The following is an 18947-nucleotide window of genomic DNA, read 5'->3' on the forward strand; positions in this document are numbered from 1 at the left end:
CTTCTCGCTTCGTGAATGCCGTGGCCCGCGCGCGAGCGGGCCGCCGGCGGCGGGCAGAGGGAACCGGGCGACGCAGGAGCGCGACGCCCGGTTCCGCTCTCTGCGGCGGGCAACGGTGGTCCGGGATCAGCTCCGGTGATCCTTCGCGTCCTTCTCGACGGTCGTGAGGACCTTCTCCAGGTCGGCGCCGTCGAGGGCGACGGGCACCGCGGTGTCGCCGGAGGACTTCTTGAGCCCCGCCTGCACGGCCTTGTCGGTCTGGAAGATCTTCACGAGCTTGAGGTAGGTCGCGTTGTCCTTGTCCTCGGGACGGGACGCGAAGATGTTGACGTAGGGCTGAGCCTGGGCGTCCTTCGCGTCGTCGGTGGTGAGCGCGTCCTTGAAGGTCAGCCCGGCCTTCGTCACGAAGTCGTTGTTGAGGATCGCGGCGTCCACGTCGGGCAGCGCGTTGGGGATGAGCGCGGCCTCGAGCGGCGTGACCTTGACCTTCGACTTCGCCGTGTCGATGTCGGCGATGTCGCTGAACGCGGTGCCGCCGCTCTTGAGCGAGATGAGTCCGGCGGACTGCAGCACGAGCAGCGCGCGGGCCTGGTTCGACGCATCGTTCGGAACCGCCACGCTGCCGCCGGCGGGGATGGCCTTCACGCTGTCGTGCTTCTTGGAGTAGAGGCCGAGGGGGTAGATCGCGGTGGATCCGATCGGGACGAGCTTCTGCCCTGAGGCCACGTTGTACTGCGCGAGGTAGACGATGTGCTGGAACTCGTTGAGGTCGAGGTCCTTCTCGGTGAGGGCCGGGTTGGGCTTGTCGTAGGACTGGAAGTCGACGAGCTGCACGTCGATGCCGTCCTTCTTCGCGGCCGCGACGAAGGCGGGCCACTGCGGGTCGCTCTTGCCGACGACTCCGATCTTGACGGTCTTGTCCGAGGAGGACGCGGACGAGCAGCCGGCGAGCGAGAAGGCGAGCGCGGCGGCCGCGGTGGCGGCCACGAGCACGGTGGTGAGACGACGGGACATGACGGTGGGTTTCCTCTCTTGGGGGACTCCGTCACGCTATGCGTGGGATCGGATCCCTCCCGAATCGAGGTGTCACACGGCGTCACAGCCTCCCGTGCTCGCTCAGTCGACCTCTTCCAAGCCCTGCAGCCGCAGCTGCTCCAGATCGAGCCGAGCCGAGATCCGCCGGACGATGAGGTCGTCCACCGTGCCGGACCTGCGCAGCCCGAGCAGCACCTCGCGCTTGCGATCGAGCAGCGCGAGCTTGAGCCGGGTGAACTCCTCGTGCCGCACCAGCGGCGAGCGCTGGAGCAGGTCGACGTCGTCCGAGGTGGCGAGCATCTGCAGCGTGGCGCCCTCGGCGGAGGCGCGCGCGCCGACGGCTCCCTGACCGTCGTCCCCGTCCGGCGCGTCGCCGTCCGGGGAGGGATCCGAGCGCGCGGACTCCAGGTCTCCGATCGATTCCCTCCGATCCGTTTGCCCGGCGAGCGGATCGGGTTGGTCGAGGATGGCGTCCAGCGCCTCCACCTCGGCATCGACGAGGGCCTGCTCGCGGGCCAGGGTGCGCGCGTTTGCATATTCCAGCATCTGGTAGCCCTCGAAGCGCACCCGGTCCCGCACGTCGTCGCTGACCCCGTGCTCGACCGCGAGGTCGTCGAGCGCGGCGAGCGCCGCCCCCGAGATCGCACGCTCGGCGAGCTCGTACTCCTCGGCCTCGCCCTGATCGCGCGGGATCCTCGCCCAGCGCACCATCGCGGGAAGGAGCATCCCCTGCACGAGCAGGCTCAGCAGGATGACGCCCGCCGTGACGAAGACGATCTCGTCCCTGCCGTCCAACGCTCCCCCGGCGATCTGGCCGGTGGGCACGCTCAGCGCGATCGCGAGCGAGACCGCGCCCCGCATTCCCGCGAAGGTGCTCAGCACCCGGGAACGGGCGCGCACCCCGCGCGGAGGCCGAGGCCCCCCGCGCGGCGAGAGGAACGGGACGCCGAGCAGCTGGAACGCGTAGCGCACGGCCAGCAGCACGACCCAGACCGCGATCGTGACGAGCACGAGGCGTCCGATCGCGCCGATCGACGTGTGGTGCAGCACGAACTGCACCTCGAGGCCGATGAGCACGAACAGGGCGCCGTTGAGCAGGAAGACCCCGAACGGCCAGGCGGCGTCCGCTTGGCGCCGCGAGGCGGCCGTCGTGACCCTGGGCGACACGTAGGCGATGATGACGCCGGCGACGACGACCGCGAGCACGCCCGACGCGCCGATCACCTCGGCGAGGAGGAAGGCGACGAACGGGATGAGGAGCAGCGTCGTGTTGATCACGATGGTCGAGGCGACGGCCCGCAGCAGCAGGTAGCCGAGCGCGGCGACGACGACGCCGGCGAGGATGCCGCCGACGTAGGACACGACGACCGTCCACGTCACGCTGAGCGGGCTGATGCGTCCGCCGACGGCGAGAGAGAGCGCGATCGCGTACAGCACGAGAGCCGTGCCGTCGTTCGTCAGGCTCTCCGCCTTGAGCTTCATGAACATGCGCCGCGGGAGCATGCGTCCCAGCGCCGCGACCGCCGTGGCGTCCGGCGGGGCGACGGCGGCGCCGAGGATCAGCGCGGTCTCCCAGGGCAGGCCGAACAGCAGACCGACCGCGGCGACGGAGAAGGCGGACGCCACGACGAGCAATGTGCTCATGGGCAGGATGTAGCGGAAATCACGACGGATCGACCGCAGCGAGGTCGTCAGGCTCTCCCAGAACAGCATCACCGGCAGGAACAGCAGCAGCACCGTCTCCGGAGGGAGCTGGATCTCGCGCAGCGCGGGCACGAACCCGAGGGCGAGTCCCAGCACGACCAGGACGAGAGGGAGCGCGATCCGCAGACGCGGGGCGAGAAGGGCTCCGACCAGAATGGTCGCGCCCAGCAGTACGGTGACTTCGAGTCCTTGCATCAGTGCCTTCCGACGAGCGCGATCGCACGGGGCGGCGCGCACCCGTGCTGGGCTTCAGCACCGTCCACCCCCACGGTATTCCCGTCCGCCGCCTCCGACCAGGGCATCCGTGCGAACAGCGGCCCGGGACGCCTCAGAGTTTGAAGAAGGCGACGACGCCGTGCAGCGCGAGCTCGACGCCGATCGCCGCGATGAGGAATCCCATCACGCGGGTGAGCGCGCCGATCCCCGTCGGCCCGAGCTTCTCGACCAGTGCGGTGCCGTAGCGCAGGGAGATCGCGATGACGACGGCGATCGCGAGGCAGGCGAGGACCACGCCGATGCGCTCGTCGACGCGGGTGTGCCGCGCGGAGAGCGCGATCACCATGCCGATCGCGCCCGGACCCGCCACGAGCGGGAGCGCCATCGGTGAGAAGCTGATGTCGCGCTTGCTGATCGCCCCCTCCTTCTCCTCCCCGGAGAGCTTCGGCTGGGCGGTCAGCATCCCGTATCCCGAGTGCAGGACCACGAGGCCACCGGCGATCTGCAGGGCCGCCAGGGAGATCCCGAAGACGCTGAGCAGCAGCGTGCCGGCGACCGCGAAGACGATGAGGATCGCGGCGACGCAGATCCCGGTGCGCCAGGCCTGCCGGCGCACGTCTTTCTCCGCCATCCCGGACGTGAGACCGGCGAACGCGGCGAGCGCGCCGATCGGATTGGTGATCGGGATGAGCGCGACGAACGACGCGAGCAGGACGGTCCACATGGCTCCATTCTCCTCCGAGGCGGATACTGTTCGAGGAGGGCGACCCGCCCGCGAGTCGGAGGAGAGCACATGTTCGGTGAGAAGCGACGCGAGGAACGACGCGACGAGGAAGCACTCGACCTCGCGAAGAAGCAGGCGGCGGAGGCCGTCGATTCGAGCGAGACCGACGATGCGTCGTTCGAGCCGGACGAGCCCCTCGAGGAGTCCGAGGAGACCGACGACGTCCGGGAGCACCCCGGTCGCTGACCTCTGACGTGCGCGGCCCGCGCCTCGCGTGTCAGAGGATCGGGGACATCATCGCCACCGCGTTCTGTCCCAGCCGCCGCGGCCACGGCCACGCCGCGACCTCCTCGGCGGTCACTCTGCGCGAGGCCGCGAGATACTCCTGCTGACGCGCGCCGACGCGCGCGGCGAGGGCCGGGCTGTCCGCGAGGAGGTTGTTCTCGTCGTTCAGCTGCAGGCTGCGCCGATCCATGTTGGCGGATCCGACGAGGCACAGTCGGTCGTCGATCGTCATGGTCTTCGCGTGCAGCAGTCCGAGCGGGTACTCGTACACCTCGACCCCTGCGTGCAGCAGGTCGGCGTAGGTGCTCCGTGCCGTCGCGGCGACCAGCCAGGAGTCGTTGTGCGCCGGGAGGATCAGGGTCGTCGCGACGCCGCGCTGCGGGGCCGCGCAGATCGCCTGCAGCAGCGGCTGGTCCGGGGCGAAGTACGGCGTCGTGATGGTGAGGCGATCGCGCGCGGATGCGATCGCCGTGACGAAGGCCTCCGACATCGCGGGATCGGGCGAGGTCGGCCCCGTCCCGAACATGGCCGCCACGTCGCTCCCCGCGTGCGGTGCGGGCGCGCCGGGTGTCGCCGAGCCGGTGTCCGCCGTCACCTGCTCCCCCGTCTCGGCGCGCCAGGAGGTGAGGAACAGCCACTGCTCCTGGGCGACCACGGGTCCTTCGCAGCGGAAGAAGACGTCGACCCAGGGAGCGAACCGCGGCTTGATGCGGAAGGCCGCGTCCGCGCAGTTCCGGCTCCCGCAGAAGGCGACACGCCCGTCGATCACGACGATCTTGCGATGGTTGCGCAGGTCGGGACGCCCGATCGCGAGGTGCCCGAGTCGCGGCACGTCATCGAGCGCGGCCACGAGGTGTGCTCCCGCGTCGCGCAATTGCCCGACGCGCGGAGAGCGCAGGAAGAGCTTCGATCCGAGCGCGTCGACGAGGATCCGGCACGCGACACCACGCCGCGCTGCGGCGGCCACGGCGTCCGCGACGCGGCCCCCGTCCCCGTCGTCGAGCCAGATGTAGAAGCTGATGTGGACGCTCGTGGTGGCGGCATCGATGTCGGCGACAAGCTCGTCGATCGCCCCTTGGGAACTCTCCGCGAGGGTGATCCGGTTGCCCGCGGTCGGACCGAAGCCGTTGATCGACTGGACGAGGCGGAACGCCGACGCGTCCGTGGGGTCCAGGTGCTCCGGCGCGGGTGCGACCGGTCGGGCGATCGCCTGCTCCGCGTCGCGGAGCGCCTTGACCCTCCGTCGTCCGATGTCGGTCTCGCCGAGGAGGAGGTAGGCGAGGATCCCGACCAGCGGCAGGAAGAGCACGACGGCCACCCACGCGACGCGCGCGGACGGGGTGCGGTTCGGACGGACCAGGGCCAGGCCGATGACGACGAGCTGCGCGACGAGGACGACGATCGAGAGGATCACGCCTCCGGGGCCGAAGGCGGTGCTTCCACTCCAGATCACGGGCGCGTCAGTCCCAGAGCGGATCCTGCGGAACCGCGAGATAGCCGGCGCGGAGCTCGTCCCGCAGGCTCGGTCGGGACGGATGCCAGCCGAGACGCTCCCTGGCACGGTCGGCTCCGGCGTGCTGGTCCAGCAGGAGCAGTTCGGCGAGCGCCGGATGGATCCGCGGCGCGGCCTCCGCGACCGTCTCCGCCTGCGTCGCGCCACCCACCGCGGACGCGGCGGCCTCTGCGAGTTCCCCCACGGTCGGGGCGTCGTCGTTCGCCGCGATGTAGAGCTCGTTGTTGTGCGATTCGGCACCGACGATCCGCACATACAGGTCGGCGAGGTCGTCCACGTGCACCGTAGCCCAGTGCTGTGCGCCATCGCCGAGGTATGGGACGACCGTCGATCCGTCGCTCGTCCGCGCATCGTCCACGAAGCGCCGCGGGATGCCCTGTCCGTGGCCGTAGACCACCCCGGGGAAGACGATGACGGAGCGGACCGACTCCTGCGCCATCAGGCTCTTCTGCATGTCCACCATCCACGACACCGCGGCGGGCGGACGCTGCGGGGACCGCTCGGTGAGGTCGCGGCCGGATCCGAACGTCCAGAGGCTGCTGGTGTAGATGAACGGCTTGTCCCCGTTGGTCAGCCCCGGCGTGATCGCCGCGATGAACTCGGCGTCGCCCGCGTGCGACGTGGCGGTGTGGATCACGCCGTCCGATTCCAGCGCGAGCGCGTCGAGCGTGCGGGAGTCGTCCTCGTCCGCGAAGAACGCCTCCGCCCCTGCCGCCTGCACCTCCGCCGCCTCGTCCTGGTCCTCGACGAGCGCGGTCACCCGATAGTCGGCCGCGAGGAGAGCGTTCATCACCCCCCGCCCGAGGAAGCCGGTGGCTCCGGTCAGCAGCACGCTCATCTTGTCCTCCTCGTGGGCCCTCGCGGTCCGGTCTGCGTCCGACGCTATCCGCCGCCCGGCCCGGCGACAAGGGTCGGATCCCCGTGCCGGAACGACGCGCCGTGGCGTCCGCTGGTCAACGGATCGCCCGCGGAGTACCGTCGCTCCCAGCGGGCGCGCCCGGCCCGCCCGGAACGAGGGAGTGCAGAATGAGCGATCACGCCGACAGGGTCTCCGCCGCGCTGATGGGGTCGCCGGCTCCCCGAGACCTCGCCTGGACGGACTTCGTCATGCTCTGGAAGGAGCGTGCGGACGAAGTCGAGGAGGAGTCGGGAGATCGCCTGGCCGTGCGCATGAACGGCCACCGGGTCGTCTTCCGGCGCCCCCACGACGGCGTGGTCTCGATCCAGGACGTCGAGGACGCCCGCCACCTGCTGACCGCGCAGCCGGTCGAGAAGGGCGAAGGACGTCTCCTCGCCGTCACCATGGACGACGAGCGGGCCCGCATCTGGGATTTCGATCTCGACGCGACGACGGTCCAGGACGAGACGCACACCCTGCGGGACGGGGATCCGCGGGCGCATCACCTGCGCACGGTCGAGCGGCACACCGGGCGCGACGACGAGCGCGACCTCGTGCACTACTTCGACGAGGTGGCCGATCGGATGCAGACCGAGTTCGCGGGCCGCCGATTCGTGCTGTTCGGTCACGGCGACGGCACGTCGGATGCGGCCGCGCTCTTCGCCGCGCGTCTGCGCAAGGAGCATCCGCTCGTCGCGGGCGCGATGATCGCCGAGGAGCGGATCGACCTGAGCGCCGCCACCCCTGCCGACATCGAGGCGGCGGCGCAGAAGGCCGCCGCCCGGGGCTGACCGGCCCTCACCGCAACGGGCCGTATTCCGCGGCCGCGGCCGCGACGCGGTTGTTGTAGTGGCCGGAAGCAGGCGATCAACGCTCGGCGCCGAGCACGTCCGTTCGACACCCGCAGCGCAGGGTGCCCCGGGCGGCGAGATGTCCGCGGCCGTGCCGGTGGGCGCGGGCGAGGGACGCCTGCGCGGATCCTCCGCTCGGGCGTTCCGCGGAACGGCGAGACCCGGAGCGCCCGGGCGGGCGGGAGATGCGTCGTGCGTGCGTGCTCGGCATCTCGTCACCACCCTCGCGTCTCATCGCGTCATCCCCGTTATTTAGCATGATTCTCGTTTTCGTTAATGATCCGGCCCGGCGATGCAACTCCTGTCAAGTCGAGTGCGACGCAGCGATTCACCGCGAAGGATGCGGCTGTTATTGAGAACGGTTGTCAGTAAGCTGGCGGGATGATCCTGCCTCGCGTTCCGGTCGTCGCCGTGACGGGGCATCTCGGCGCGGGTAAGACGAGCCTGCTCAACCACCTGCTGCGCGCGGAGGGCGCACGGATCGGCGTGGTCGTGAACGACTTCGGCACGCTGAACGTCGACGCGGCCCTGGTCACCGGTCAGATCGACGAGGCCGCGGCCATCTCCGGAGGTTGCGTGTGGTGCCTCCCCGACGCCGGCGGCTTGGACGAGGCCCTGGAACGCCTCTCCCACCCCCGCCTCCGCCTGGATGCGATCGTGGTGGAGGCCAGCGGCGCGGCGGACCCCGTCGTCCTGGCGAGACTGATCCGGTTCAGCGGCGCCGAACGCGTCAGGCCCGGCGGCGTGGTCGAGGTGATCGACGCGGTCGAGCACTTCACCACCGTCGACACGCGCGAGGCCCCGCCCCTGCGCTATCGCGCCGCGACCCTCGCCGTGATCGGCAAGAGCGACCTGCTGCCGCCGGACGAGCGCGCACGCACGGTCGAACGGATCCGACACCGCATCCGGGAGAGCAATCCACGGATCCCCGTCCTCCTCGCTCGCCACGGCGGCATCGACCCCGCACTGGTCTTCGATGTCGCGGAGCACGCGGATCCCGCCGACCAGCTGCCGATCGCCGCCCTCCTGCGGGAGGAGGCGCACGACCACTCGCCCGGGCACGCGCACGCGCAGGCGACGTCGATCGCGCTGCGCGGGCCCGTCGCGCCCGGAGCCCTGGTCGATTTGCTCGAAGATCCGCCGCCAGGCGCCTACCGGATCAAAGGACGCGTGCGCGTTCGTACTCCGAGGGACGATCGCGGGTACGTGGTCAACGTCGTCGGGCGCATGCTCCACATCGCCGCGTTGCCCGAGCCGCCGCGCGACGGAGAGCTCGTCGCCATCGGGCCGATGCTCGACCCCGTCGAGGCGCATCGGCGGCTGGCCGCCGTGCTCGACGCTCCGTCCGCGGCCCCCGATGCCGCCGGGCTCAGGAGACTCCGGCGGCATCGACGCCTCAGCGAGTGACGTGCCCGTGCCCCCGGTGCGGCGATCCGTCAGGGGACGCGCGCGGCGTAGGCGACCGTCGCCTTCGTCGACGCGATCAGGTGCGGGACGCGCGAGCGATGGACTCGATCGACGCGTCCAGGGTGCGGGTGAACTCGTCGTCGCTCTGCGACACGGCCAGGCCGTCGAGCAGCGCACGGCTGAAGCTCGCGATCACGCCGGGATTCCGCGCCAGACGTGCGTTCGCCTCGTCCCGGCCGTACCCGCCGGAGAGCGCGACGACGCGCGCGACCCTCGGATGGTCGACGAGCTCCCCGTAGAAGCCGTCGACGCTCGGCAGGGTGAGCTTGACGGCGACCCTCCCCGCCTCCGGGAGCGCGTCCAGCTGCGCGAGGAGCTGCGCTTTCAGGAGTTCCTCCGCCCGTTGCTTGTCGGGGATGCGGATGTCGATCTCCGGTTCGAGGATCGGCACGAGTCCCGCCGCCAGAACGTGCTCGGCGACCTGGATCTGCTGCGCCACCACCCTCGCGATGCCGATCGGGTCGGCGGCATGGACGAGCGACCGCTCCTTCGTGCCGAACACGCCGCGGTCCGCGGCGTGGGCGAGCAGACCGTCGAGATCGTTGATCTCACGCATCGTCTGCACGCCGTCCCGGGGATCGTCGAGTCCGTGATCGATCTTCAGGAAGGGCAGGATCCCCTTCACCTTCCACAGGTACGCAGCCACGCCGATCCCGTCGACCGTCCGATCGAGGGTGCCGTCGAACAGGATCGCCCCCAGGATGCGATCCCCGGTGAAGGCCGAGCTGGTGAGGACGCGGGAGCGGGCGGCGTGGATGCGCTCGAGCATCTCCTCCTCGTCGCGATACTGCGACTCGTCGACGCCATAGCGCCGGAGCGCGTCCGGCGTGCTTCCCCCGCTCTGGTCGAGCGCGGCGATGAAGCCCCTCCCCTTCTCGAACCGGGCGAGCTGGGCGGCGTCGGGCATCGGCAGGTGCTGGGGGCCTCGGCGGGCCGGTCTGGCAACCACGCTCAGCCCTGTCGGCCTTTGAAGCGCGGGTTGAGCTTGTTGATGACGTAGACCCGCCCTCGGCGGCGCACCACCTGGGCTCCGGGCTGATTCTTGAGGGATTTGAGGGACGCACGGACTTTCATGATGACTCCTTACTGAGAATGATTATCATTCGCTAGCATACGAGGCACCAGACAAAAGATGAAAAGAGGGACGCGCATGGAACCGGTCGGCGTGATCGCGGTGGTGGGCGCAGGCGACACGGAACGAGGCGGCTACGCGACCGCACTGGCGCACCGGACGAACCGGGCGCTCATCCCCGCGTCGCGGCTGTCAGGATCTCCCGATCCAGCGCAGGAGGCCGCCGTGCTGGCGTCCTGGACCGACGTCCCGGAGGGCGTCGTGGTCGACATGCCCGACGAGGTGCCCGCGGGCGAGATCATCGGCACCTTCGTCGACGTCGAGCAGGGGAGCACCCTCCTCGGCATCGTGTGCGTCGTCGACGCGGCACGAGTGCGCGACGAACTGCGACGGGTGGACGACGTGCCGCTGAGGGACAGGGACAGCGGTATCGCCGCCCTGCGGGAGTCGCGCGCACGGCTCACCGCGTGGCAGATCGAGTTCGCCTCGACGATCGCGCTGGTGAACTGGTCGACTCTGGCCGCCTCGGAGCTGTCGCTCATCGCGTCGCTGCTGAGTCATCTGAGCCCCCGCGCGCGTCTACGCTTGCACGGCGGTATCGTGGAGCGCCTCGTCTCGGACGACGCCTACGCGGTGGAACAGGACCGCCCAGGATGGATGTGCCTTCTCAACGAGAGCTTCGATCCCCCGCTGACGGATCCCCGGGTGTCCGCCCTGCGCTACGAACAGGTCCGCCCGCTGCATCCGGGGCGCCTGGCCCACCTCCTGGACGCGCGGATCGAGCCGGGAGAGTTCGGCACCGTGGTGCGCTCCGCCGGATTCTGCCGTCTCGCGAGCCGCGGCGGCATCGTCGCGCAATGGGAGCACGTCGGGTCCGTGATCTCCCTCAATCCGGTCGCCGTCGACGCGCGACTCGACGATGCGGACGAGATGCTCTCCCTCGGACAGGACCTCGCGTTCGTCGGGATCGACCTGGACCGGGACGGTCTCGTCGCCGCGCTGGACGAGGCCGCACTCACCGATGCCGAACTCGCCGAGGGCCCCGAAGCCTGGGCGAGGTTCGCCGACCCGTTCCCCACCTGGGCGACGGCATCCGATCGGCAGGACTGAACGCCCCGGCGCGTGTGAGGCACGAGACGCGGCAGGGGTGCGTCGCGCACGACGCACCCCGGGCGTGCAGGAGCGTTCGACGCGCTCCGCGAACGGTTCCGACCGACTCAGTGCTCGTCGTAGTGGTCGCCGTGCTGCGCGTGCTTGTGGCCGTCGTGGAGATAGTCCACGTGCCCGTCGTGCTCGACGGTGTCGTGACCGCAGTCGGCGCCGTGCGCATGGTCGGCGGGCGTGTGCTCCGCCACCGACTCGTGCTCGTCGTAGTGGTCGCCGTGCAGCGCGTGCCGGTGCGTGCCGTGCACGTAGTCGACATGGTCGCCATGAGGCACTGCCTCGTGGCCGCAGGCCGCCCCGTGCTCGTGCTCCGCGGCGGTGTGCTCGGCGTGGACGTCGGTGTCGGTCATGATGACCCTTTCTCTATTGATGGGCGGTGCGGAGGGTGACGCTTGCGGAATCGCGGCCTGAGTTTCCGCAGTTTCCCGGACGTGCGCGAGCGCATCGGCGATGACGTGGCTGACATGCAGATCCGCGAGCCGGCAGATGACCTCCTTGCCGCTTCGCTGCGATGTGACCAGCCCCGCCTGGCGCAGGGTCCGCAGATGCTGGGACACCAGCGGCTGCGACATGCCCGTCGCCTCGACCAGCGCTCCGACCGTCCGCGGCTCCTGCCCGATCGCGTGCAGAAGCTCCAGTCTCGACGCACTGCCCAGCACTTTGAAGAGTTCGGCAGCGGCGGCGATTCCCCGATTCATGATCTTTTCCTCCATACGACCATACATATAAATATATTGCAATGTGTCGATAGAGTTGGGAATCGTTCTCACTCGGGGCGCCGACGTCGAAGCCCCGAGTGAGAACGAGTCGCCGGTCGAGGCGGTCCCGGCGCAGGCGCTCAGCCGAGTCGCTCTGTGAGGTCGAACCAGCGGAGCTCGAGCTCCGAGACCTCGTCCTCCTGCGCCGTGATCGCCTTCATCCGCTCCCCCAGCCCCGCGTAGTCGGACTGGTCGTGGTCGGCGAGCGCGTGCTTCGCCTTCTCGACCTCGCCGTTCAGCTTCTCCATCCGCCGTTCGAGCGCCGCGAGCTCCTTCTCCGCGGCACGCCGATCCGCCCCGGTCAAGACGGCGCTGCCGGACGCGGCGGCGGGATCCGGGCGCCCTGCAGACGCGTCGGGGAGCTGTGCCCGCATCCGCAGATACTCATCGACGCCGCCCGGGAGATGCCGGAGACGCCCCGAGCCATCCGGTCCCGGAAGAATCGCGTACTGCTGATCCGTCACCCGCTCCAGGAAGTAGCGGTCGTGCGAGACGACGAGCAGAGTGCCCGGCCAGGAGTCGAGCAGGTCCTCGATCGCGGCCAGCATGTCGGTGTCCATGTCGTTCGTCGGCTCGTCGAGGATCAGCACGTTCGGCTGGTCGAGCAGCACGAGCAGCAGCTGCAGGCGCCGCTGCTGACCGCCCGACAGATCCTTGACCGGAGTGGACAACTGCGCCGACGAGAAGCCCAACCGTTCGAGCAGCTGCCCCGGGGTGAGCTCGGCCGCCTTCGATCCCGTGCCGAAGGTGTAAGTCGTGCGGAGGCGCCCGATCACGACCCGCACGGGCTCGTCCCACACGTCCTGCAGCTCATCGAGGCGCTGTGTGAGCGTGCGCACCTGCACGGTCTTCCCGTGCTTGACCCGTCCGGAGGTCGGCGCGACCGTGCCGGACACGAGTCCCAGCAGCGTCGACTTCCCCGCACCGTTGACGCCGAGGATCCCGGTGCGCTCGCCCGGCGCGATCCGCCACTCGACGTCGCGGAGGACGTCCCTGTCCCCGAAGCGCACGCCCGCGTCGACGAGGTCGACGACGTCCTTGCCCAGGCGAGAGACGGCGAGCGACTGCAGAGCGATCCGATCGCGGATCTCCGGGACGTCGGAGATGAGCGCGTTGGCGGCGTCGATCCGGAACTTCGGCTTCGAGGTGCGGGCCGGGGCGCCGCGGCGCAGCCAGGCGAGCTCCTTGCGGGCGAGGTTCTGACGCTTCGCCTCCGTGGCGGCGGCCATGCGGTCGCGCTCGACGCGCTGCAGGATGTACGCGGCGTATCCGCCCTCGAAGGGCTCGACGATCCTGTCGTGCACCTCCCAGGTCTCCGTGCAGACCTCGTCGAGGAACCAGCGGTCGTGCGTCACGACGAGCAGGGCGCCCTGGTTCGCCGGCCAGCGCCTCTTGAGGTGAGCGGCGAGCCACGTGATGGCCTCGACGTCGAGGTGGTTGGTCGGCTCGTCGAGGGCGAGCACGTCCCAGTCGCCGGCGAGGAGCCGGGCGAGGGCGACGCGGCGCCGCTGGCCGCCGGACAGGTCCGCGACCGAGGCGTTCCAGTCGAGATCGCCGACGAGCCCCTCGATCACATCGCGGATCTTCGCGTCACCGGCCCACTCGTGCTCCGGCGCCTCTCCGACGATGGTCCGCCCGACCGTGAGCGCATCGTCGAGCACGTCCGCCTGATCCAGGACGCCGATCGTGGTGCCTCCGCGCACGGTGACCCGGCCGCGGTCCGGCTCGCGCCGCCCGGCGAGCATCGCGAGGAGGCTGGACTTGCCGTCGCCGTTGCGGCCGACGATCCCGATCCGATCGCCCTCCTCGATCCCGAGGGTGAGGGAGTCGAAGACCACGCGGGTGGGGAACTCGAGGTGGAGGCCTTCGGCCCCGAGGAGATGTGCCATGTCCGTACCAGGCTAGTCGTGCCGTGCTCGGCGCTCTCCGTGCACGGGCGAGTCCGGTACGGTCGGGGAGTGCGCGCCGATGCGATGATCAAGCCCCGCGGCCGCAGGATGAAGGTGGTATGAACGTTTCGCGTCACTCGTCGGAACGAGCGCGTTTCTCCGTGAGCCTGCTTCTCGTCGCGGCCGTGGTCGTCGCAGGCGCGTACATCACCTGGGCCCGCCTTCCCGCCGAGCATCGCCGTAGGCCGTGGGCGGAGGACGCGAACGTCTTCCTCTTCGACGCCGTTCGCCACGGCCCTTGGAACGTGGTCGTCGAGGGCTACGCGGGGTATCAGCATCTCATCCCTCGTCTCGTCATCGCAGCCATCTATCCATTCTTCGACATCGTTCGATACCCGATGCTCGTCTTCGCCATCTGTTCCGTACTCACAGGACTCGCCGCCGCTGCGGTTCTCTGGCTCGCGCGGGACCTCGTGCCGTGGCTGCCCGCGCGATTGACGCTCGCCACGATCACCGTGCTCCTTCCCTTGTCCGCTCAAGAGACCGTCGGGAATCTCGCCGACCTGCACGTCTACGCGATGTGGCTCGCGCCGTGGCTACTCCTGTACAGACCGCGCAAGTGGAGCACAAGCGCGGGCTGGGCCGTCGTCACCTTCCTCGTGGTCATGACGGAAGTACAGGCGGTCTTCTTTCTCTGGATCATCGCATTCCGGCTTCGCCGCGCCGAAGTACGAGCCTTTCCGATCTTTGCGGCGTATCTCTCGGGCGCCGCGTGGCAGATCGTCACTGCTCTCCTCGTCTCCCGCCCTCCCGGTGAAGGACCGCTGAGCATCGGCTCGACCACGCTTGGATGGATGATCAACACGGTGATCCCCATAGTGCAAGCGGACCCAGACGCGGTCCGAGCGATCATCCGGACGTCGGGCGTTCTCCTTGCCTGGCTGATCCTCATCCCGATCGTCGTCGCTGCGGGCGTCGTCTTTTGGAAAGGCGCGACCGCGCAGCGCGTGCTCACCGCCGCTCTGTTGTTGGGCTCCGCGGCAACCTACACCGGCAGCGTCTGGGCGAACAGCTCGAACGCCTTCCGCTATGCCGAAGTCGGCCTGGAGCACATCGATGCGCTTGCGGTGAACATACGGTACGGCGTCCCGTCCGGCATGTTCCTGATCGCTGTCATCCCGGTCGCTGCCGCAGTCCTCGTGGATCGCGCACGGGACGCCCCTGCATCCGAGCACCGAACGTCGACACGCGTGCATCTGACGGCGGCCATTGCCGCGATCTGCTGCAGCGCCCTGATCGTCCTTCTTTGGCATGGGTCCCTTCATGTCTTCTCGCTCCGCACGACGGTCCCCGAATGGCCGACCGCCGCGCGCGCGGCGATTGACGAATGCCAGTCTGTGTCGCCGCCGACCACCGTCACGCTTCCGGTGGCCCCGTGGCGATCCGTGACGCTTTCCTGTCACGAGCTGCTTGCCGTGCATCGATGACGATCGCGTTTCCCGAAGGGGAATCCGCGGGCCTGCGATCCGAGCCCTCGCCCGTCGAAAGCGGCGGCTCCCTGACGCACGAGAAACGTCCTCTCTTGAAGGGCGCCGCCCATCCGCTGACCGCGTCGCCGGTCGATCTGGCCACGCGGCTGCCGGAGGGCCTGACGCTCGACGCGGCACAGCGCGCCGCCGCGCAGGCGTTGGACGCGCCGCACCGGCACGGCGTCTATCTGTACGGCCCCGTGGGCCGGGGAAAGACCGTGCTCGCGGAGGCGTACCTCGACGCCCTCCCGACGCGACGCCGACGGCGCGTGCACATGCACGACTTCTTCCGCGACCTGCAGGGATCCCTCGGCGCCGACCGCATCCCGCTCCCCCAGGCGCTGGACCGCTTGGTCGGGCGGACACGCGTGCTGCTGTTCGACGAGTTCCACGTGGACGACGTCGCCGACGCCGTGTACCTCGCCGCGACCGTCCAGCACGTGCGGGAGCGCGGGATCCTCCTCGTCGCCACCTCGAACGAGACGCCGGCGGAGCTCCTTCCCGGGGTCTGGCACGAACGCTTCGTCCCGACGATCGACCTCATCGAGCGCCATCTGGACGTCATCCCGATCGGCGAGGGCGCCGACTACCGGCGCACCGACGCGGGACGACCCGCGATCGGTTTCGCGGCGGGGTCGTGGATCGTCGCGGATCCCGGCGAGCAGCCGCCGCCGACGCTCCTCGCCGCGGACGGCGGAATAGAGATCCCCGTCCGCGCGCAGGACGGGGATCGCATCGTCGCGTCGTTCGACGACCTGTGCCGCTCGCCGCTCGGAACGGCACAGTATCTGTGGCTCGCCGAGCGCGCCACAGGGCTGCGCCTCGTGGACGTGCCCGACCTGTCCGGCGCCGACAGGGAGGCGCTGCTCCGGTTCTGCCATCTCGTCGACGTGCTGCACGATCGCGACGTGCGCCTCGACGTGCGCGCCGCCGCCCCGGCCGAGAGCATGAGCTCGGCGGCGGTCCCTCCGCGGGCGCTCCAGCGCACCCTCAGCCGCCTTGCGATGCTCGCGCGCGGGACGGCCTGACGGAGGAACGCCCGACCACCCGGCGTCCGGTCACTCGGCCGTCCGCAGGTGGACGACGTCGCCCGCGGACACGCGGCGCTCGACGCCGTCGACCCGCACGACGAGCGCGCCGTCCGGGGCGAGCGCCGTCGCCTCCCCGAGGAGCTCGGCATCGCCGGGGAGAACCACGCGCACCCGGCGTCCGAGCGTCACACAGCGTTCCGCCACCGCGGCGTGCAGGCCGCTCGCGACCGCGGAGCCGTGCTCGATGAGACCGGCGACGGCCGCGTCGAGTCGCGCGAGGTACCCCGCCACGAGCAGATCCAGATCGGGCTCGACGCCCTCCGCGGCGAACGACGTCGCGGTCGGGACGGGCAGCTGCTCGGGCGTCATCGCCGTGTTGACACCCGAGCCGACGACGACGACGTCGGCTCCTACCGCCTCCGCGAGGATCCCGCAGATCTTGCGATCGCCGACGAGCACGTCGTTGGGCCACTTCAGCCCGACCGCCGCCCGGCCGAGCTGCGCGGCGATCGCCTCCGCCATCGCCAGCCCTGCCGCGAGCGGGATCCAGCCCCGCTCCGAGACCGGCACACCGCCGACCCGCAGCAGCACGGAGAGCGCGATCGCCGATCCCGCCGGCGCCGTCCACACGCGGTCCAGGCGTCCCCGCCCCGCCACCTGGTCCTCGGTGAGCAGGGCCGAGAGGTGAGGCCAGCCCACGACGTCCCCCGCATGTGCGCGCAGGTCGGCGTTCGTGGATCCGGTGGACGGGACGATCTCGAGACGGGAGGCGGCCGCGGCGCTGTGCGGGAAGGTCATGCGGTCACCCTAGTCCGACCGCCGCGTCGTCCTCCGACGGCCGGAACGCGCCCCTCGGAATCAGAGAGGGGGCACAGAGGAACGGCGATCGGGTTGTGCCGGTCATCCAAGTCGTGCACGGGACCCGGCGCTAGTGTGGGAAGCGTGACGGACACGCCTGACCTCTACACCACCGCCGGCAAGCTCGCCGATCTCCGCGCCCGCTACGAGGAGGCCGTGGTCGCCCCCGAAGCCGCCGCGCGCGACAAGCAGCACGCGAAGGGCAAGATGACCGCCCGCGAGCGCATCGAGCTGCTCGTCGATCCCGGCAGCTTCGTCGAGTTCGACGAGTACGTGCGCCACCGCACCACCGCGTTCGGCATGGACAAGAACCGCCCCTACGGCGACTCCGTCGTCACCGGGGTGGGAACGATCAACGGCCGCACCGTGGCCGTCTACTCCCAGGACTTCACGACGTTCGGCGGCTCCCTCGGCGAGGTGTCGGGCGACAAGATCATCAAGATCATGGAGTTCGCGCTGCGCAGCGGCGTGCCCATCATCGGCATCCTCGACTCCGGCGGCGCGCGCATCCAGGAGGGCGTGCTCGCTCTCAGCAAGTACGGCGAGATCTTCCGTCTCAACACCCGCTCCTCCGGCGTGATCCCGCAGATCTCGATCATCATGGGTCCGGCGGCGGGCGGCGCCGTGTACGGCCCCGCGCTGACCGACTTCGTGATCATGGTGGACAAGACGAGCCAGATGTTCGTCACCGGCCCCGACGTCATCAAGACCGTGACCGGCGAGGACGTCGGCATGGAGGAACTGGGCGGCGCCTACACGCACAACACGCGGTCAGGGGTCGCGCACTATCTCGCGGAGGACGAGGACGACGCGATCGACTACGCGCGGACGCTGCTCGGCTTCCTTCCGGACAACAACATGGCGGAGCTGCCGTCCTACTCCTCGACGTTCGAGTTCGAGACGACGGACGCGGACCGCGAGCTCAACGTCCTCATCCCGGACTCCCCCAACCAGCCCTACGACATCCACACCGTGATCGAGCACGTCGTCGACGACGGGGACTTCATCGAGGTGCAGCCGCTGTTCGCCCCGAACATCGTGATCGGCTTCGGCCGGATCGAGGGGCGCTCGGTCGGCATCATCGCCAACCAGCCCTCGCAGATGGCGGGGACGCTGAACATCGAGGCCGGCGAGAAGGCCAGCCGTTTCGTGCGCTTCTGCGACGCGTTCTCGGTGCCGATCGTGACACTCGTCGACGTGCCGGGCTACCTGCCGGGAACCGACCAGGAGTGGACCGGTGTGATCCGCCGCGGCGCCAAGCTCATCTACGCCTACGCCGAGGCCACGGTGCCGCTGGTGACCGTGATCCTGCGCAAGGCCTACGGAGGCGCGTACATCGTGATGGGCTCCAAGCAGCTCGGCGCCGACGTGAACCTGGCCTGGCCGACGGCGGAGATCGCCGTGATGGGCGGCCAGGGGGCGGTCAACATCCTCTACCGCAACGAGATCAAGAGGGCCGAGGAGGCGGGCGAGGACGTCGCCGCCGTGCGCACCCGACTCGCGAACGAGTACACGTACAGCGTCACGAGCCCGTTCCTCGCCGCAGAGCGCGGCGAGATCGACGGTGTCATCGAGCCCGCGACCACCCGCGTCGCGATCGCCAAGGCGCTGCGCGCGTTGCGTGGCAAGCGGGCGGAGCAGCCGCCGAAGAAGCACGGGAACATCCCGCTGTGAGCGCGGAGGAATCGCCCGCGGCCGTCGAGATCCAGGTGCTCCGCGGCACGGCGTCGGAGGAGGAGCTGGCGGCTCTCATCGCCGTGCTCTCGGACGCCTATCTCGCGGAGGAGGCCGACGCCGTGGCCGCGGAACGTCGCGTCTCCGTGTGGGAACGCAACCAGCGGGGATTGCGCTCCCCTCTGCGCCGGGACATTCCCTGGGGACGCTTTTCCGGCTGATCCCGGCACATTTCCCGGAGCGATCGGAACGTTCTTCGCCTGGATCCGGATTTGTCCC

18 protein-coding genes are annotated in these 18947 nt (G+C 70.0%); 8 read left to right on the plus strand and 10 right to left on the minus strand.

From position 1 onward, the window contains the following. Nucleotides 1–126: 126 nt before the first annotated feature. The 3 genes from Q0P88_RS04825 to Q0P88_RS04835 all read right to left on the minus strand — a co-directional run bounded on the left by Q0P88_RS04825 (nucleotide 127) and on the right by Q0P88_RS04835 (nucleotide 3679). Nucleotides 127–1014 carry a MetQ/NlpA family ABC transporter substrate-binding protein gene (locus Q0P88_RS04825; protein ID WP_295011636.1) on the minus strand — a complete coding sequence of 296 codons (888 nt, stop codon included), beginning with the start codon at nucleotides 1012–1014 and terminating at the stop codon, nucleotides 127–129. A 102-nt stretch (nucleotides 1015–1116) separates the two neighbouring features. Beyond that, a complete protein-coding gene (locus Q0P88_RS04830; RefSeq protein ID WP_295011638.1) occupies nucleotides 1117–2934 on the minus strand; it encodes a Na+/H+ antiporter in 1818 nt (605 codons plus the stop codon). A 133-nt stretch (nucleotides 2935–3067) separates the two neighbouring features. Next, a complete protein-coding gene (locus tag Q0P88_RS04835; protein ID WP_295011640.1) occupies nucleotides 3068–3679 on the minus strand; it encodes a MarC family protein in 612 nt (203 codons plus the stop codon). Nucleotides 3680–3748: 69 nt separating this feature from the next. Here Q0P88_RS04835 and Q0P88_RS04840 point away from each other — a divergent pair, with 69 nt between their 5' ends. Then, nucleotides 3749–3925 carry a hypothetical protein gene (locus tag Q0P88_RS04840; RefSeq protein WP_295011642.1) on the plus strand — a complete coding sequence of 59 codons (177 nt, stop codon included), beginning with the start codon at nucleotides 3749–3751 and terminating at the stop codon, nucleotides 3923–3925. 31 nt (nucleotides 3926–3956) lie between these two features. On the opposite strand, the gene cls is transcribed toward Q0P88_RS04840, so the two are convergent. Beyond that, a complete protein-coding gene (gene cls, locus Q0P88_RS04845; protein ID WP_295011644.1) occupies nucleotides 3957–5417 on the minus strand; it encodes a cardiolipin synthase in 1461 nt (486 codons plus the stop codon). Between the two features lie 7 nt (nucleotides 5418–5424). Continuing rightward, nucleotides 5425–6315: an NAD-dependent epimerase/dehydratase family protein gene (locus Q0P88_RS04850; protein ID WP_295011646.1), complete on the minus strand. Its 891-nt coding sequence runs from the start codon at nucleotides 6313–6315 to the stop codon at nucleotides 5425–5427. Between the two features lie 188 nt (nucleotides 6316–6503). On the opposite strand from Q0P88_RS04850, the gene Q0P88_RS04855 reads away from it, so the two are divergent. Together Q0P88_RS04855 and Q0P88_RS04860 are read left to right on the plus strand one after the other, a co-directional pair. Next, nucleotides 6504–7166 (plus strand): hypothetical protein, encoded by a 663-nt coding sequence (locus Q0P88_RS04855; protein ID WP_295011648.1) that lies wholly within the window; start codon nucleotides 6504–6506, stop codon nucleotides 7164–7166. A 441-nt stretch (nucleotides 7167–7607) separates the two neighbouring features. Next, the gene (locus tag Q0P88_RS04860; RefSeq protein WP_295011650.1) at nucleotides 7608–8633 is read left to right on the plus strand and encodes a GTP-binding protein; all 1026 of its coding nucleotides are present in this window, start codon (nucleotides 7608–7610) and stop codon (nucleotides 8631–8633) included. A 76-nt stretch (nucleotides 8634–8709) separates the two neighbouring features. Here Q0P88_RS04860 and Q0P88_RS04865 read toward each other — a convergent pair whose 3' ends face one another. Then, nucleotides 8710–9600, minus strand: coding sequence for a fructose bisphosphate aldolase (locus Q0P88_RS04865; RefSeq protein WP_295011652.1), 891 nt, complete (start codon nucleotides 9598–9600; stop codon nucleotides 8710–8712). Between the two features lie 44 nt (nucleotides 9601–9644). Then, nucleotides 9645–9767 (minus strand): type B 50S ribosomal protein L36, encoded by a 123-nt coding sequence (ykgO, locus tag Q0P88_RS04870; protein WP_067949122.1) that lies wholly within the window; start codon nucleotides 9765–9767, stop codon nucleotides 9645–9647. A 76-nt stretch (nucleotides 9768–9843) separates the two neighbouring features. Between ykgO and Q0P88_RS04875 the strand changes: the two genes are divergently transcribed. Next, a complete protein-coding gene (locus Q0P88_RS04875; protein ID WP_295011656.1) occupies nucleotides 9844–10875 on the plus strand; it encodes a GTP-binding protein in 1032 nt (343 codons plus the stop codon). 107 nt (nucleotides 10876–10982) lie between these two features. On the opposite strand, the gene Q0P88_RS14065 is transcribed toward Q0P88_RS04875, so the two are convergent. Together Q0P88_RS14065 and Q0P88_RS04885 are read right to left on the minus strand one after the other, a co-directional pair. Continuing rightward, nucleotides 10983–11627: a metalloregulator ArsR/SmtB family transcription factor gene (locus tag Q0P88_RS14065; protein ID WP_363316497.1), complete on the minus strand. Its 645-nt coding sequence runs from the start codon at nucleotides 11625–11627 to the stop codon at nucleotides 10983–10985. A 140-nt stretch (nucleotides 11628–11767) separates the two neighbouring features. After that, entirely contained in the window at nucleotides 11768–13576 is a 1809-nt protein-coding gene (locus tag Q0P88_RS04885) for an ABC-F family ATP-binding cassette domain-containing protein (RefSeq protein ID WP_295011658.1), read from the minus strand. 161 nt (nucleotides 13577–13737) lie between these two features. On the opposite strand from Q0P88_RS04885, the gene Q0P88_RS04890 reads away from it, so the two are divergent. Both Q0P88_RS04890 and zapE read left to right on the plus strand, forming a co-directional pair. Next, a complete protein-coding gene (locus Q0P88_RS04890; protein WP_295011660.1) occupies nucleotides 13738–15063 on the plus strand; it encodes a hypothetical protein in 1326 nt (441 codons plus the stop codon). 95 nt (nucleotides 15064–15158) lie between these two features. Beyond that, the gene (zapE, locus tag Q0P88_RS04895) at nucleotides 15159–16133 is read left to right on the plus strand and encodes a cell division protein ZapE (protein ID WP_295011662.1); all 975 of its coding nucleotides are present in this window, start codon (nucleotides 15159–15161) and stop codon (nucleotides 16131–16133) included. 30 nt (nucleotides 16134–16163) lie between these two features. Here the strand turns inward: zapE and Q0P88_RS04900 are convergent, their stop codons facing one another. Continuing rightward, on the minus strand, nucleotides 16164–16934 hold the full coding sequence (locus Q0P88_RS04900; RefSeq protein ID WP_295011664.1) for a biotin--[acetyl-CoA-carboxylase] ligase: 771 nt from the start codon (nucleotides 16932–16934) through the stop codon (nucleotides 16164–16166). 144 nt (nucleotides 16935–17078) lie between these two features. Here Q0P88_RS04900 and Q0P88_RS04905 point away from each other — a divergent pair, with 144 nt between their 5' ends. Together Q0P88_RS04905 and Q0P88_RS04910 are read left to right on the plus strand one after the other, a co-directional pair. Continuing rightward, entirely contained in the window at nucleotides 17079–18668 is a 1590-nt protein-coding gene (locus Q0P88_RS04905; RefSeq protein ID WP_295011666.1) for an acyl-CoA carboxylase subunit beta, read from the plus strand. Next, entirely contained in the window at nucleotides 18665–18889 is a 225-nt protein-coding gene (locus tag Q0P88_RS04910; protein WP_295011668.1) for an acyl-CoA carboxylase subunit epsilon, read from the plus strand. The genes Q0P88_RS04905 and Q0P88_RS04910 overlap by 4 nt, the downstream gene beginning before the upstream one ends. Nucleotides 18890–18947 lie beyond the last annotated feature (58 nt).

Origin of the sequence: uncultured Microbacterium sp., from assembly GCF_945952435.1 — a bacterium.
Taxonomy (GTDB): Bacteria; Actinomycetota; Actinomycetes; order Actinomycetales; family Microbacteriaceae; genus Microbacterium.

Bases quoted from the DNA above. Each gene is read 5' to 3' on its own strand.
- Q0P88_RS04825 (WP_295011636.1), bottom strand. From the start codon at position 1,014: ATGTCCCGTCGTCTCACCACCGTGCTCGTGGCCGCCACCGCGGCCGCC.
- Q0P88_RS04830 (WP_295011638.1), bottom strand. From the start codon at position 2,934: ATGCAAGGACTCGAAGTCACCGTACTGCTGGGCGCGACCATTCTGGTC.
- Q0P88_RS04835 (WP_295011640.1), bottom strand. From the start codon at position 3,679: ATGTGGACCGTCCTGCTCGCGTCGTTCGTCGCGCTCATCCCGATCACC.
- Q0P88_RS04840 (WP_295011642.1), top strand. From the start codon at position 3,749: ATGTTCGGTGAGAAGCGACGCGAGGAACGACGCGACGAGGAAGCACTC.
- Q0P88_RS04850 (WP_295011646.1), bottom strand. From the start codon at position 6,315: ATGAGCGTGCTGCTGACCGGAGCCACCGGCTTCCTCGGGCGGGGGGTG.
- Q0P88_RS04855 (WP_295011648.1), top strand. From the start codon at position 6,504: ATGAGCGATCACGCCGACAGGGTCTCCGCCGCGCTGATGGGGTCGCCG.
- Q0P88_RS04860 (WP_295011650.1), top strand. From the start codon at position 7,608: ATGATCCTGCCTCGCGTTCCGGTCGTCGCCGTGACGGGGCATCTCGGC.
- Q0P88_RS04865 (WP_295011652.1), bottom strand. From the start codon at position 9,600: ATGCCCGACGCCGCCCAGCTCGCCCGGTTCGAGAAGGGGAGGGGCTTC.
- ykgO (WP_067949122.1), bottom strand. From the start codon at position 9,767: ATGAAAGTCCGTGCGTCCCTCAAATCCCTCAAGAATCAGCCCGGAGCC.
- Q0P88_RS04875 (WP_295011656.1), top strand. From the start codon at position 9,844: ATGGAACCGGTCGGCGTGATCGCGGTGGTGGGCGCAGGCGACACGGAA.
- Q0P88_RS14065 (WP_363316497.1), bottom strand. From the start codon at position 11,627: ATGAATCGGGGAATCGCCGCCGCTGCCGAACTCTTCAAAGTGCTGGGC.
- Q0P88_RS04885 (WP_295011658.1), bottom strand. From the start codon at position 13,576: ATGGCACATCTCCTCGGGGCCGAAGGCCTCCACCTCGAGTTCCCCACC.
- Q0P88_RS04900 (WP_295011664.1), bottom strand. From the start codon at position 16,934: ATGACCTTCCCGCACAGCGCCGCGGCCGCCTCCCGTCTCGAGATCGTC.